This window comes from Streptomyces sp. NPDC002835, assembly GCF_053591995.1.
This window is the reverse complement of record NZ_JBSFUW010000019.1, coordinates 60,375-72,254: the sequence shown is the minus strand read 5'-3', so window position 1 is coordinate 72,254 and position 11,880 is coordinate 60,375. Positions and strand designations below refer to the sequence as shown.

Sequence of the window (11,880 nt, the reverse complement as noted above, 5' to 3'; positions counted from 1 at the left end):
CTTCGGCAGAGAAAACGGAACGCACTGCTCCGGGCAGGGGGGTGCCGTCGCCGAGGGCGTTCACGCTGCTCGCCGGAGTGTGACGGAAGTCTGACGGACGACGCCGGGCCCTGGACCCGCCGACGGCCGGGTGCTCGAATCGGAGCGTGACCACAGACCGCCCCGCCGGCCCCGCCCCGGACCCGTCCGCGGACGCCGACCACGCCGGAAAACCCCTCGGCCGCCGCCTCGTCCTCGGCATGCTCGGCCTCGGCGCCGCCGGAGTCGTCGCCGCGCCGGCGCTGCAGCGCGGGCTGGAGGGTTTCCTCGGGGCCGCCGCGGACAAGGATCCGACCGGGCTCACCGGCCTGCTCCCGAACGGCGGCGGCTTCCGCTACTACTCCGTCGCCTCGTCCGTCCCCCGCAAGAGCGCAGAGGACTACCGCCTCACCGTCGACGGCCTGGTCCGGAACCCGGCCACGTACACCCTCGCCGACCTGCGGGCCCTGCCGCAGACCCGCGTCGTGCGGGACGTGCAGTGCGTCACCGGGTGGCGGGTGCCGGACACGCCGTTCGAGGGCGTACGGCTCTCCGACCTGCTGGACGCCGCCGGCGTACGGCCGACCGCCCGCGCGATCCGCTTCACCTGCTTCGACGGCACGTACAGCGAGAGCCTGACGCTCACGCAGGCGCGCCGTGACGACGTCCTCGTCGCGCTGCGGATGCAGGACAAGCCGGTCAGCCATTCGCACGGCGGCCCGGTACGGCTCTATGTGGCGCCGATGTACTTCTACAAGTCGGCGAAATGGCTCTCCGGGATCACGGTCACCGATGCCGTCCGCCCCGGCTACTGGGAGGAGCGGGGCTATGACGTCGACGCCTGGGTCGGCCGGTCCAACGGCCGAAGCGACACGCCCACCGTCTGAACGGACCGGCCGCAGACGCCGGTTCAGCCGCGGCGAGCGCTGGGTGCACCGCACCACCGCCGCCCTGATGCTGATCTGTGTCGCGACCGCGGCCGTGCTCTACGTACCCCAGCTCGCCGAACTCGTCGGCCGCCGCCACCTCGTGGTGACCGTCCACGAGTGGTCGGGGCTGCTGCTGCCGGCGCCGTTCCTGCTCGGGCTGGCCTCCCGCCCGTTCCGCACGGACCTGCGCCGGCTGAACCGCTTCGCGCCGCACGACCGGGAGTGGCTGCGGGCCGTACGCCGCCGCCGGTACGGCCCGGACGCGCGCCCGGCGGGCAAGTTCAACGCCGGGCAGAAGATCTACGCCGCCTGGATCGCCGGCGCTGCGCTGGTCATGCTCGGGACCGGACTGGTGATGTGGTTCACCGGGCTCACGCCGCTGGTGTGGCGTACGAGCGCGACGTTCGTGCACGACTGGCTGTCGCTCGCGGTCGGGATCGCGGTCGCCGGGCACATCGCGATGGCGCTCGCCGACCCGGAGGCACGCCGTGGCATGCGCACCGGGTCGGTCGAGCGCCGCTGGTCGCGGGAGCGTCACCCGCGGTGGCTAGAGGACGAGTGACAGCAGCAGGACGACGACGATGCCGACGACCGAGATGATCGTCTCCATCACCGACCAGGTCTTGATCGTCTGGCCGACGCTCATCCCGAAGTACTCCTTCACCAGCCAGAAGCCGGCGTCGTTGACGTGGCTGAAGAAGAGCGAGCCCGCGCCGATCGCCAGGACCAGCAGTGCGGCGTGCGGGGTCGACATGTCGGCGGCGAGCGGGGCGACCAGGCCGGCCGCGGAGATCGTCGCCACGGTCGCGGAGCCGGTCGCCAGCCGGATCGCCACGGCGATCAGCCAGGCGAGCAGCAGGGTCGGGATGGCCCAGTTCTCGGAGAAGTCGAGGATCATCCGGCCGACGCCGATGTCGATCAGTGTCTGCTTGAAGCCGCCGCCGGCGCCGACGATGAGCAGCACGCCGGCGATCGGGGCGAGCGACTTCTCGACGGTCGAGGCGAGGCGGTCCTTGGTGAATCCGGCGGCGCGGCCGAGGGTGAACAGGCCGACGATCACGGCGGCGAGGAGTGCGATCAGCGGCGAGCCGATGACGTCGGTGACGCGCTGGACGGTGTGCCCGGGGTCGTCCACGACGATGTCGACCAGGGCTTTCGCCATCATCAGGACGACGGGCAGCAGGACCGTGGCGACGGTCGCGCCGAAGCCGGGACGCTTCTCCAGGTCCTCCGAAGGACGCTGCGGCAGCATCTTCTCGGGCGCGGGGATGTCGACCCAGCGCGCGGCGTACTTGGAGAACACCGGACCGGCGACGATCACCGTCGGTACGGCGACGACGAGGCCGAGCGCCAGCGTCACGCCGAGGTTGGCGCCGATGGCGTCGATGGCCACGAGCGGGCCGGGGTGCGGCGGGATGAGGCCGTGCATCACGGAGAGGCCGGCCAGCGCCGGGACGCCGATCCGCATCAGCGAGTAGTTGCCGCGCTTGGCGACCATCAGCACGACCGGGATCAGCAGGACGATGCCGACCTCGAAGAAGAGCGGAAGTCCGATGATGGAGGCGATCAGGACCATCGCCCACGGCATGGACCGCCCGCTCGCCCTGGCGAGGATCGTGTCGACGATCTGGTCGCCGCCGCCGGAGTCGGCGAGCAGCTTGCCGAGTATCGCGCCGAGGGCGATCAGCACGCCGACGCCCGCGACGGTCGAGCCGAGGCCGGTGGTGAAGGAGACGATGGCCGCGTCCAGCGGCGCCCCGGCGAGCGCGCCGAGCGCGAGCGACCCGATGGTCAGGGCGAGGAAGGGGTGCAGTTTGAACCGGGTGATGAGCAGCACGATGGCGGCGATGCCCGCGAGGACGGCGATGCCGAGCTGTGCGTTACCCGCCGAGGTGATCGGTTCGACGGTGTCCGCTGCCAGCGACTCGACGCTGAGACTGGTCACGGTGATTCCTTAGTCTTCGAGCCCGCGCAGCGCGGCGACGGCCCGTTCGGTGATTTCTTCGGGACTTCCGGACACATCGACGGCGACGCCCGCCTCGTCGTCCTCCAGGGGCTGGAGGGTCGCGAACTGGGAGTCCAGCAGCGCGGTGGGCATGAAGTGCCCCGTGCGCTCCGCCATCCGCCGCTCGACGAGCTCGCGGCTGCCGGTGAGGTGGAGGAACACGGCGTCGGGCGCTGCCGCCCGCAGCCGGTCGCGGTACTCACGCTTGAGCGCGGAGCTGGAGACCACTCCGCCGAGCCCCGCCCTGCCGTGGGCCCACGCGCCGACGGCGTCGAGCCACGGCCGGCGGTCCTCGTCGTCCAGCGGGACGCCGGCCGACATCTTGGCGATGTTCGCCGGGGGGTGGAAGTCGTCGCCCTCGGCGTAGGGGACGCCCAGGGCGGCGGCGAGCAGGGGGCCGATCGTGGTCTTGCCGGTCCCTGCCACGCCCATCACCACGACGACGTGGGGGGTGCTCATTACGTTCCTCGCTGTCCTCGTCGACCTTCGACGTCGGTCCGTCGCGCTACTGAAACCTATTAGGTACGACGTATTCAAGAGGGCGAGACGTAAACGTCATACTTTTTGTTGCCGAGGGGTCGGTCGGTGATCACGCGCCGTACCCTTTGTCCATGACCACAGAAGGCCGAGGGCTCCACACGCACGTGCTCGACACCCTCGGTCTGGCGATCACCGCGGGCGAGTATCCGCAGGGCAGCGTGGTGCGCACCGACGAGGTGGCCCAGCGCTTCGACGTGTCGCGCACCGTCGTCCGGGAAGTCGTACGCGTCCTGGAGTCCATGCACCTCGTGGAGTCACGGCGCCGCGTCGGCGTCACGGTGCGCCCCACCGAGGAGTGGAACGTCTTCGACCCCCGCGTCATCCGCTGGCGGCTCGCCGGCAGCGACCGTCCGCGTCAGCTCCGCTCGCTCACCGTGCTCCGCTCCGCGGTCGAACCGGTCGCGGCCGGCCTCGCCGCCGTGAACGCGACCCCCGAGCAGTGCGCGGCGCTGACCGAGGAGGCGCTCGGCATGGTCGCCACCTCCCGCGGCCAGCAGCTCGAGGGGTATCTGAAACACGACATCGCCTTCCACCGGGTGGTGCTCAACGCCTCCGGCAACGAGATGTTCGCCCGGCTCGGTGACGTCGTCGCCGAGGTGCTCGCCGGCCGCACCCACCACCATGTGATGTTCGACGACCCCGACCCGGCGGCGGTCACCCTGCATGTGCAGGTCGCCGAGGCCGTCCGCGAGGGCGACGCCGAACGGGCCGAGCGGCTCACCCGGGAGATCGCCGTCGGCGCCCTTCAGGAGCTCGACGTCCTCGCGCCCTGACGTGACGGGTCATAGTGGGTGACGACGTCAACTGCGCGAGGAAGGGCAGGTACTGCGATGCCGCAGCAGGTGCAAGGTGTGATCGCACCCGGAAGGAACGAGCCGGTACGGGTGGAGACGATCACGATCCCCGACCCGGGCCCGGGCGAGGCCGTGGTCAAGGTGCAGGCCTGCGGTGTCTGCCACACCGATCTGCACTACAAGCAGGGCGGGATCAACGACGAGTTCCCGTTCCTGCTCGGCCACGAGGCCGCCGGCGTCGTGGAGTCGGTCGGCGACGGCGTCACCGAGGTCGCGCCCGGGGACTTCGTGATCCTCAACTGGCGCGCGGTGTGCGGCCGGTGCCGGGCGTGTCTGCGCGGCCGGCCCTGGTACTGCTTCGACACCCACAACGCCCGGCAGAAGATGACCCTCGCCGAGTCGGGCGCCGAACTGTCGCCCGCCCTCGGCATCGGCGCCTTCGCCGAGAAGACCCTGGTCGCCGCGGGCCAGTGCACCAAGGTCGACCCGGCGGTCTCCCCGGCCGTGGCCGGCCTGCTCGGCTGCGGAGTGATGGCCGGCATCGGCGCCGCCATCAACACCGGCCAGGTCGGCCGCGGCGACTCGGTGGCCGTCATCGGCTGCGGCGGCGTCGGGGACGCGGCCGTCGTCGGCGCCCGGCTCGCCGGAGCGGCGACGATCATCGCCGTCGACATCGACGACCGCAAGCTCGAGACCGCGAAGCGGATGGGCGCCACCCACACCGTCAACTCCCGTACCGGTGACGCCGTCGAGGCGATCCGCGAACTCACCGGCGGCTTCGGCGCGGACGTCGTCATCGAGGCCGTCGGCCGCCCGGAGACGTACGAACAGGCCTTCTACGCCCGCGACCTGGCCGGTACCGTCGTCCTGGTCGGCGTCCCGACCCCGGACATGAAGCTCGAACTGCCGCTCCTGGACGTCTTCGGCCGCGGCGGCGCGCTCAAGTCGTCCTGGTACGGCGACTGCCTGCCCTCCCGCGACTTCCCGATGCTGGTCGACCTGCACCAGCAGGGCCGTATCGACCTCGGCGCGTTCGTCACGGAGACCATCGGACTCGGGGACGTCGAGAAGGCGTTCGCCCGGATGCACGAGGGCGACGTGCTGCGATCGGTGGTGCGGCTCTGATGGCGGCCCGTATCGACCACCTGGTCACCTCTGGCACCTTCTCGCTCGACGGCGGCACCTGGGACGTCGACAACAACGTCTGGATCGTCGGCGACGACACCGAGGCGATCGTCGTCGACGCCGCCCACGACGCGGAGGCCATCCTCGCGGCACTCGGCGGCCGTAGACTGCGCGCCGTCGTCTGCACCCACGCGCACAACGACCACATCGACGCGGCCCCGGCGCTCGCCGCCGCCACCGGCGCGCCGATCCTGCTCCACCCGGACGACCTGCCCCTGTGGAAGCAGACCCATCCCGAACGCGCCCCCGACGGGGACCTCACCGACGGCATGGTGATCACGGTCGCGGACACCGCCCTGACCGTGCTGCACACTCCCGGTCACGCCCCCGGCGCCGTCTGCCTCCACGCCCCCGGCCTCGCCACCGTGTTCACCGGGGACACGCTGTTCCAGGGCGGTCCGGGCGCGACCGGGCGGTCGTTCTCCCACTTCCCGACCATCATCGACTCCATCCGAGACCGGCTGCTCGCCCTGCCGCCGGACACCGTCGTCCGCACCGGCCACGGCGGCACCACCACCATCGGCGCCGAGGCGCCGCACCTTCAGGAGTGGGTGGACCGGGGCCACTGAGCCAGGCTCAGCCGGCTCTCGAACCGGCGCCGCTCCCCGGTGACGGGGTCGGTGAACTCCAGGGCCCTCGCCAGCAGTTGCAGCGGGCGGGAGAAGTCCTCCGGCGCCTCGGGCAGCACGACGGGGAACAGCGGGTCGTTCAGGATCGGCAGCCCCAGGCCGTTCATATGGACCCGCAGCTGATGGGTACGGCCGGTGGCCGGCAGCAGCCGGTACCGGCCGGTCCCGGCGTCCGCGCCGAGCAGCTCGATCCGGGTCTCGCTGTTCGGCTCGCCGGGCACCTCCCGCGCCGCGAGCACCCCGCGCTCCTTGACGATCCGGCTCCGCACGGTCCGCGGCAGCGCCACCGCCGGGTCGTGGGGCGCGAGCGCCTCGTACTCCTTGCGCACCCGCCGGTCGCGGAACATCGTCTGGTACGCGCCCCGGTCCCCTGGCCGTACGACGAAGAGCACCAGGCCCGCCGTCAGCCGGTCCAGCCGGTGCGCGGGCTGCAGCGCCGGCAGCCCGAGATCGCGGCGCAGCCTGGCCACGGCCGTCTCCTTCACATGGCCGCCGCGCGGCGTGGTGGCGAGGAAGTGCGGCTTGTCGGCGATCACGATGTGCTCGTCGCGGTGCACGATCCCGATCCCGAAGGGCACCGGCCGCTCCGCGGGGAAGTCCCGGTGGAACCAGAGAAGGCGTCCCGCCGTGTACGGCTCGTCCCCGGCGACCGGGCCGTCCGTGCCGACGAAGCGTCCGTCCCGCAGCATCGACTCCACCCGGGCCGGGCCGACGGCGGCCCCGTACCGGTCCAGCAGATGGTCGCGCACGGTCGGCCAGCGGCCGCCGGGGTCCTCCGGCAGCCGCAGCCGCACGGGGTCGATGCCGTCGCGCTGGGGGAGCGGGGCGGGGACGGCCGCCCGGTTTCTGCGTCTCACCGATGAGACTGTATGCCCCACCGACCCGGGCGTTCGGGTACCGTCCTGACCGCTGTGGCCGGTCTCCTGCCGCATCAGCAGCACGATCGCGGGGACGGGGAACAACAGCAGGAACAGATTGGGCACCCACCAGGCAACCGACCAGTCCCCGCGCAGCGCCCAGAACACCACGGCCTGCAGGCCGGCGGTGCTCGTCAGCGTCAGTGACACGTGCATCAGCGGCCGCCACGCCGCCCGGTGGCGCGCGAAGCGCCCGGCGCCCTTGACGCGCAGCAGATACAGGGCCGCGAGCCCGGTCGCACCGGCGGCCACGTCCAGCGGCAGGAACGAGTAGTTCCAGTCGCTCATCACCGGGTCGTCGAAGTCCTTGTACGCGTGTCCGGCCGGGACGAGGGTCAGCAGCGACGCGGACCAGTAGGCGAGGAAGGCCAGGTCGGTCACGAGCATCGCCGACTTCACCAGGCGAAAACCGCGCTCCCGCGTCGTCAGTGCTCCATCCCGCCGCCCACGTACATCACGACGACGCCGATGATGACGAGGGCGATCCCGATGAGTGTCGCGGGCTTGACCGGCTCGTCGAAGAGGACGACGCCGCCCAGGAACGCGCCCACCGTGCCGACGCCGGACCAGATCGCGTACACCGGACCGACGTTGAGCGTCTTGAGTGCCTGCGCAAGCAACACGAACGCGACGCCGTAGCCGACGACCACCAGGGCGGTCGGGCCGAGCCGGGTCAGACCGTGCGAAGCACGCAGCGACAGGGTCGCGATCACCTCGGAGACGATCGCTCCCGCGACCAGCAGTGCCCCCATCAGTGCGCCACCCCGTCCGTGTCCACGGGATCCGTGCTCGTGATGTTGTCGGCCTTGCCTCCCGGACCTGCGCCGACGCGTCCCGTGGCGATGAGCTCGCCGACGATTCCGCGCAGTTCGGCGTGGGCCGCGCCGTGCGGCGGGGCGAGGCCGAGCAGCCGCGCCGTCCACCAGCCGTCCACCGCCATGCGCACGAGGGTGGCGACGCCGGACGGCAGCCCGTCCGCGTCCAGCCGCTCCTGCCACTCCTGGTAGTGGCGCTGCAGGACGTCGAGCACCTCCGGCCCGGCGGCCGCGGCGAGCAGCGCTATGGGCACCTCGTCGGGACCGGCCCTGCCGGGCTCCGGCGACTCCTGCGGGATCGAGGCGTCGAGCCAGGCGGTGGTGAACGCGCCGGCCGGCGCTCCCGGGCCCGGCAGTGCCGCCTCGAACCTGTCGACCAGCCGCTGCACCACACCCGCGACGAGAGCGCGCTTGCTCGGGAAGTGGTGGAGCAGACCGCCCTTGCTCACGCCCGCCTCCGCGGCGACGGCGTCCAGCCGGACCGCGTCCACACCGCCCTTGACCAGCAGTCGCTCCACGGCGTCGAGGAGTCGATCGCGCACTGTTCCGCCTGTCTCTCGTCCGATCCACCGGCCGACCGTCTGGACGGTCGAATGCAGCGTAGCACCGGGTGCGCCCGCAGGACGCCGGTGGCGAGGCGCGTGGCGCCCGACCACTCGGACCCGCTCACGCCCTGCGTCCGAGGAGGCAGCCACTGGTGGATGTTCGGGGATTCCCGCAGCGCGCACCGAACTTCCGGCCCGACGCAGATCAATCGCGCATCGCACGAAGGCGATGCGGGCCCTGCGGGGCCTTGCCGGGGTGAGGCCGGAGGGCGTCAAGGGCGTACGGATCGTGCGGCAGCCGCTGACCGAGTACCAGCGGTATCGGTTCGCCTGGGGTATCCCCGGCAACATGCAGGCTGGGGAGGACATCCGCGTCCTGGACGTCACCCAGGACGACTGCGGGCTGCCGCTGGCGGGAACCGACTGGTGGATGTTCGATGTCGTCCCTGGTCTGACCTGGGAATTCGCGGGGCCGTTGGTCCCGTGGTTGGTCACGCCATCGCCCAGAAATGCGAAAGACCCCAGATGAACTGGGGTCTTTGCTGGTGTCCGAGGGGGGACTTGAACCCCCACGCCCGATAAAGGGCACTAGCACCTCAAGCTAGCGCGTCTGCCATTCCGCCACCCGGACAAGGTGTCTGTCTCGCGGCCCTGGGCCGTTCCGACGTGGAAAACCATAGCAAACATTCGACACCGCTCGATCACGCCCCCGCACCCGCCGCCCGCCGGGCAAAGGGCCGGTGGCCGCCCTTGGGCCGGGAGCACGATGGCGAGAGGATGAGCCCGGACCACCAGCAGCGACAGCGGGAGGAATCAGCGTGAGCGAGTCGAACACAGCCCGGGCGGTCACGGGCGAGGACGAGGTCGTCGATCTCTGCCGTGAGCTGATCAGGATCGACACCAGCAACTACGGCGACCACTCCGGGCCGGGTGAGCGCGCCGCCGCCGAGTACGTCGCGGAAAAGCTCGCCGAGGTCGGCCTGGAGCCGCAGATCCTCGAGTCCCACAAGGGGCGCGCCTCCACCGTGGCCCGCATCGAGGGCGAGGACCCGTCCCGGCCCGCGCTGCTCATCCATGGCCACCTCGACGTGGTCCCCGCGAACGCGGACGACTGGACCCACCACCCCTTCTCCGGCGAGATCGCCGAGGACTGCGTGTGGGGCCGGGGCGCGGTCGACATGAAGGACATGGACGCGATGACGCTCGCGGTCGTACGGGACAGGCTGCGCAGCGGCCGCAAGCCCCCGCGGGACGTCGTCCTCGCCTTCCTCGCCGACGAGGAGGCCGGCGGCACCTACGGCGCCCGGTATCTGGTCGACAAGCACCCGGCCCTCTTCGAGGGCGTCACCGAGGCCGTCGGCGAGGTCGGCGGCTTCTCCTTCACCGTCAACGAGAACCTGCGGCTGTATCTGGTGGAGACGGCGCAGAAGGGCATGCACTGGATGCGCCTGACCGTGGATGGCACCGCCGGCCACGGCTCGATGACCAACAACGACAACGCCATCACCGAGCTGTGCGAGGCCGTCGGCCGACTCGGCCGCCACACCTGGCCGGTGCGGGTCACCAAGACCGTGCGGTCCTTCCTGGACGAGCTGTCCGACGCCCTCGGCACACCACTCGACCCCGAGGACATGGACGCGACCCTCGCCAAGCTCGGCGGCATCGCCAAGATGGTCGGCGCCACCCTGCGCAACTCCGCGGCCCCCACCATGCTCGGCGCCGGCTACAAGGTGAACGTCATCCCGGGCCAGGCGACCGCGCACGTGGACGGCCGTTTCCTGCCGGGCTACGAGGAGGAGTTCCTCACGGAGCTGGATCGGCTGCTCGGCCCCCGGGTCAGGCGCGAGGACGTGCACGGCGACAAGGCGCTGGAGACCAGCTTCGACGGGGAGCTGGTGGACGCCATGCAGGTGGCGCTGAAGGCGGAGGACCCGATCGCGAGGGCCGTACCGTACATGCTCTCCGGCGGTACCGACGCCAAGTCCTTCGACGATCTCGGCATCCGCTGCTTCGGCTTCGCGCCGCTCAAGCTGCCGCCGGAGCTGGACTTCGCCGGGATGTTCCACGGCGTGGACGAGCGGGTGCCGGTGGACGGCCTCAAGTTCGGCGTGCGGGTCCTCGACCGGTTCATCGACCAGTGCTGAATCGGCCGGTGCCGGATCGACCAGTGCCGACGTCGGCTGCCGCGGACTTTCCGGGTGTTCGGATGACGCTCCGATAATCGCCAGCATGTGCGCAGATGACTGGAAAGAGTGAATGGGGGTGACGACTCGTAGCCCCGGTGGTTCCTCCTCGTTACAGGTGTTGCGGTCCGCGGCTGGGACCGCATTTGCCAACAGGAGGAATAATGATCAAGAAGGTCGTCGCGACTGCGGCTGCCACCAGCGGTCTGCTGCTCGCCGGTGCGGGCATGGCCATGGCTGACGCGGGCGCCAGCGGTTCCGCTGTGGGCTCCCCCGGCGTGCTGTCGGGCAACCAGCTCCAGGTGCCGGTCCACGTGCCCGTGAACCTGTGCGGCAACACGGCCGACGTCATCGGCCTGCTGAACCCCGCCTTCGGCAACGCCTGCGTCACCGCCTGACGTTGTGGCTCGGCCCGCGTAGGGCCGGCAGTGATTCGGGCGGCTCCGGAGTGCGCGCCATGCACTCCGGAGCCGCCCGCTTCTCCCAACCCTCGGCATGTGCCCAGGGTCATTCGTGAAGCTGGAAGGCAGGGCATCAAGACATGCGACAGGTCACGCGTAAAGGCCTGATCACCGTGGCTGCTGCGGGCGGCGTACTCGCTCTCGGCGGCGGCTACGCGCAGGCGGGCGCCGGGGCGCACGGGGAAGCCTCGAACTCGCCGGGCGTGCTGTCCGGCAACTCGGTCCAGGCACCGGTACACGTCCCGGTGAACATCTGCGGCAACACCGTCGATGTGATCGGGCTGCTCAACCCCACGTTCGGCAACCAGTGCGCCAATGTCTCCGGGTCCGGGGACAGCGGTGGCGGCTCCGGAGCGGAAGGCCAGGCGAGCGACTCGCCCGGCATCGCCTCGGGCAACCAGGTTCAGCTGCCGGTCGACGCACCGGTCAACGTCTGTGGCAACAGCGTCGACGTCGGCGGGCTGCTCAACCCCGCGTTCGGCAACGAGTGCGCGAGCGGCTCGGGCGCCACACCGCCTGTGAACCCGGAGGAGCCCGGCAGCCCGGAGGAGCCCGGGACGCCGAACACTCCGGAAACCCCGAATACGCCCGGGACGCCGAACACTCCGGAAACCCCGAATACGCCCGGGACGCCGAACACTCCGGAAACCCCGAGTACGCCCGGGACGTCGAACCTTCCGAACACGCCCGACGCCCAGGCCGTGACACAGCGTGACGGTGGCGGCGCGGTACTCGCGGAGACCGGCATGGACGCGCTCGACGTGCTGGCGCCGGCGGGCGTGGGCCTGCTGCTCGCCGGAACGGTGCTCTACCGACGGTCGCGCGCGGCCGGCTAGGCGAGCGGCGGCCGAGGTCCGGT

13 protein-coding genes, 1 tRNA gene and 2 pseudogenes are annotated in these 11,880 nt (G+C 71.3%); 9 read left to right on the top strand and 7 right to left on the bottom strand.

The window, feature by feature from the left end:
* Nucleotides 1-239: 239 nt before the first annotated feature.
* Together ACWD01_RS21275 and ACWD01_RS21270 are read left to right on the top strand one after the other, a co-directional pair.
* Nucleotides 240-905 (top strand): molybdopterin-dependent oxidoreductase, encoded by a 666-nt coding sequence (locus ACWD01_RS21275; RefSeq protein ID WP_451164149.1) that lies wholly within the window; start codon nucleotides 240-242, stop codon nucleotides 903-905.
* Nucleotides 847-1,509, top strand: a complete 663-nt coding sequence (locus ACWD01_RS21270; RefSeq protein ID WP_451164041.1) for a cytochrome b/b6 domain-containing protein — start codon at nucleotides 847-849, stop codon at nucleotides 1,507-1,509. The genes ACWD01_RS21275 and ACWD01_RS21270 overlap by 59 nt, the downstream gene beginning before the upstream one ends.
* Here the strand turns inward: ACWD01_RS21270 and ACWD01_RS21265 are convergent.
* On the bottom strand, nucleotides 1,495-2,892 hold the full coding sequence (locus ACWD01_RS21265; RefSeq protein WP_451164039.1) for a GntT/GntP/DsdX family permease: 1,398 nt from the start codon (nucleotides 2,890-2,892) through the stop codon (nucleotides 1,495-1,497). The genes ACWD01_RS21270 and ACWD01_RS21265 overlap by 15 nt on opposite strands.
* 9 nt (nucleotides 2,893-2,901) lie before the next feature.
* Nucleotides 2,902-3,411, bottom strand: coding sequence for a gluconokinase (locus ACWD01_RS21260; protein ID WP_451164037.1), 510 nt, complete (start codon nucleotides 3,409-3,411; stop codon nucleotides 2,902-2,904).
* Nucleotides 3,412-3,563: 152 nt separating this feature from the next.
* On the opposite strand from ACWD01_RS21260, the gene ACWD01_RS21255 reads away from it, so the two are divergent.
* Genes ACWD01_RS21255 through ACWD01_RS21245 form a run of 3 tightly spaced genes read left to right on the top strand, consistent with a single transcriptional unit; the run spans nucleotide 3,564 to nucleotide 6,040 of the window.
* Nucleotides 3,564-4,265: a FadR/GntR family transcriptional regulator gene (locus tag ACWD01_RS21255; protein WP_451164035.1), complete on the top strand. Its 702-nt coding sequence runs from the start codon at nucleotides 3,564-3,566 to the stop codon at nucleotides 4,263-4,265.
* Between the two features lie 57 nt (nucleotides 4,266-4,322).
* On the top strand, nucleotides 4,323-5,411 hold the full coding sequence (locus ACWD01_RS21250) for an S-(hydroxymethyl)mycothiol dehydrogenase (RefSeq protein ID WP_451164033.1): 1,089 nt from the start codon (nucleotides 4,323-4,325) through the stop codon (nucleotides 5,409-5,411).
* Nucleotides 5,411-6,040, top strand: a complete 630-nt coding sequence (locus tag ACWD01_RS21245; protein ID WP_451164031.1) for an MBL fold metallo-hydrolase — start codon at nucleotides 5,411-5,413, stop codon at nucleotides 6,038-6,040. The genes ACWD01_RS21250 and ACWD01_RS21245 overlap by 1 nt, the downstream gene beginning before the upstream one ends.
* On the opposite strand, the gene ACWD01_RS21240 is transcribed toward ACWD01_RS21245, so the two are convergent.
* From ACWD01_RS21240 to ACWD01_RS21225, 4 genes and pseudogenes are all read right to left on the bottom strand, one after another.
* Nucleotides 6,013-6,957, bottom strand: a complete 945-nt coding sequence (locus ACWD01_RS21240; RefSeq protein ID WP_451164147.1) for an RluA family pseudouridine synthase — start codon at nucleotides 6,955-6,957, stop codon at nucleotides 6,013-6,015. The two genes, ACWD01_RS21245 and ACWD01_RS21240, sit on opposite strands and share 28 nt — an antisense overlap.
* A 75-nt stretch (nucleotides 6,958-7,032) precedes the next feature.
* A pseudogene (locus ACWD01_RS21235) lies at nucleotides 7,033-7,404 on the bottom strand (DUF5360 family protein); the annotation flags it as partial.
* 38 nt (nucleotides 7,405-7,442) lie between these two features.
* On the bottom strand, nucleotides 7,443-7,769 hold the full coding sequence (locus tag ACWD01_RS21230; RefSeq protein ID WP_451164029.1) for a DMT family transporter: 327 nt from the start codon (nucleotides 7,767-7,769) through the stop codon (nucleotides 7,443-7,445).
* Nucleotides 7,769-8,374, bottom strand: coding sequence for a TetR/AcrR family transcriptional regulator (locus ACWD01_RS21225; protein ID WP_451164027.1), 606 nt, complete (start codon nucleotides 8,372-8,374; stop codon nucleotides 7,769-7,771). The genes ACWD01_RS21230 and ACWD01_RS21225 overlap by 1 nt, the downstream gene beginning before the upstream one ends.
* A gap of 283 nt (nucleotides 8,375-8,657) precedes the next feature.
* Between ACWD01_RS21225 and ACWD01_RS21220 the strand changes: the two are divergent.
* Nucleotides 8,658-8,816, top strand: a pseudogene (locus tag ACWD01_RS21220) (DUF6879 family protein); the annotation flags it as partial.
* Between the two features lie 104 nt (nucleotides 8,817-8,920).
* On the opposite strand, the gene ACWD01_RS21215 reads toward ACWD01_RS21220, so the two are convergent.
* Nucleotides 8,921-9,008 (bottom strand) — tRNA-Leu (locus tag ACWD01_RS21215).
* A gap of 187 nt (nucleotides 9,009-9,195) precedes the next feature.
* Here ACWD01_RS21215 and ACWD01_RS21210 point away from each other — a divergent pair.
* From ACWD01_RS21210 to ACWD01_RS21200, 3 genes are all read left to right on the top strand, one after another.
* A complete protein-coding gene (locus tag ACWD01_RS21210) occupies nucleotides 9,196-10,521 on the top strand; it encodes a M20/M25/M40 family metallo-hydrolase (RefSeq protein ID WP_451164025.1) in 1,326 nt (441 codons plus the stop codon).
* Nucleotides 10,522-10,724: 203 nt separating this feature from the next.
* Nucleotides 10,725-10,958 carry a chaplin gene (locus ACWD01_RS21205; protein WP_451164023.1) on the top strand — a complete coding sequence of 78 codons (234 nt, stop codon included), beginning with the start codon at nucleotides 10,725-10,727 and terminating at the stop codon, nucleotides 10,956-10,958.
* 143 nt (nucleotides 10,959-11,101) lie between these two features.
* On the top strand, nucleotides 11,102-11,857 hold the full coding sequence (locus tag ACWD01_RS21200; protein ID WP_451164021.1) for a chaplin family protein: 756 nt from the start codon (nucleotides 11,102-11,104) through the stop codon (nucleotides 11,855-11,857).
* Nucleotides 11,858-11,880: the final 23 nt, after the last annotated feature.

Bases quoted from the DNA above. Each gene is read 5' to 3' on its own strand.
- ACWD01_RS21275 (WP_451164149.1), top strand. From the start codon at position 240: ATGCTCGGCCTCGGCGCCGCCGGAGTCGTCGCCGCGCCGGCGCTGCAG.
- ACWD01_RS21270 (WP_451164041.1), top strand. From the start codon at position 847: ATGACGTCGACGCCTGGGTCGGCCGGTCCAACGGCCGAAGCGACACGC.
- ACWD01_RS21260 (WP_451164037.1), bottom strand. From the start codon at position 3,411: ATGAGCACCCCCCACGTCGTCGTGGTGATGGGCGTGGCAGGGACCGGC.
- ACWD01_RS21255 (WP_451164035.1), top strand. From the start codon at position 3,564: ATGACCACAGAAGGCCGAGGGCTCCACACGCACGTGCTCGACACCCTC.
- ACWD01_RS21250 (WP_451164033.1), top strand. From the start codon at position 4,323: ATGCCGCAGCAGGTGCAAGGTGTGATCGCACCCGGAAGGAACGAGCCG.
- ACWD01_RS21245 (WP_451164031.1), top strand. From the start codon at position 5,411: ATGGCGGCCCGTATCGACCACCTGGTCACCTCTGGCACCTTCTCGCTC.
- ACWD01_RS21230 (WP_451164029.1), bottom strand. From the start codon at position 7,769: ATGGGGGCACTGCTGGTCGCGGGAGCGATCGTCTCCGAGGTGATCGCG.
- ACWD01_RS21205 (WP_451164023.1), top strand. From the start codon at position 10,725: ATGATCAAGAAGGTCGTCGCGACTGCGGCTGCCACCAGCGGTCTGCTG.
- ACWD01_RS21200 (WP_451164021.1), top strand. From the start codon at position 11,102: ATGCGACAGGTCACGCGTAAAGGCCTGATCACCGTGGCTGCTGCGGGC.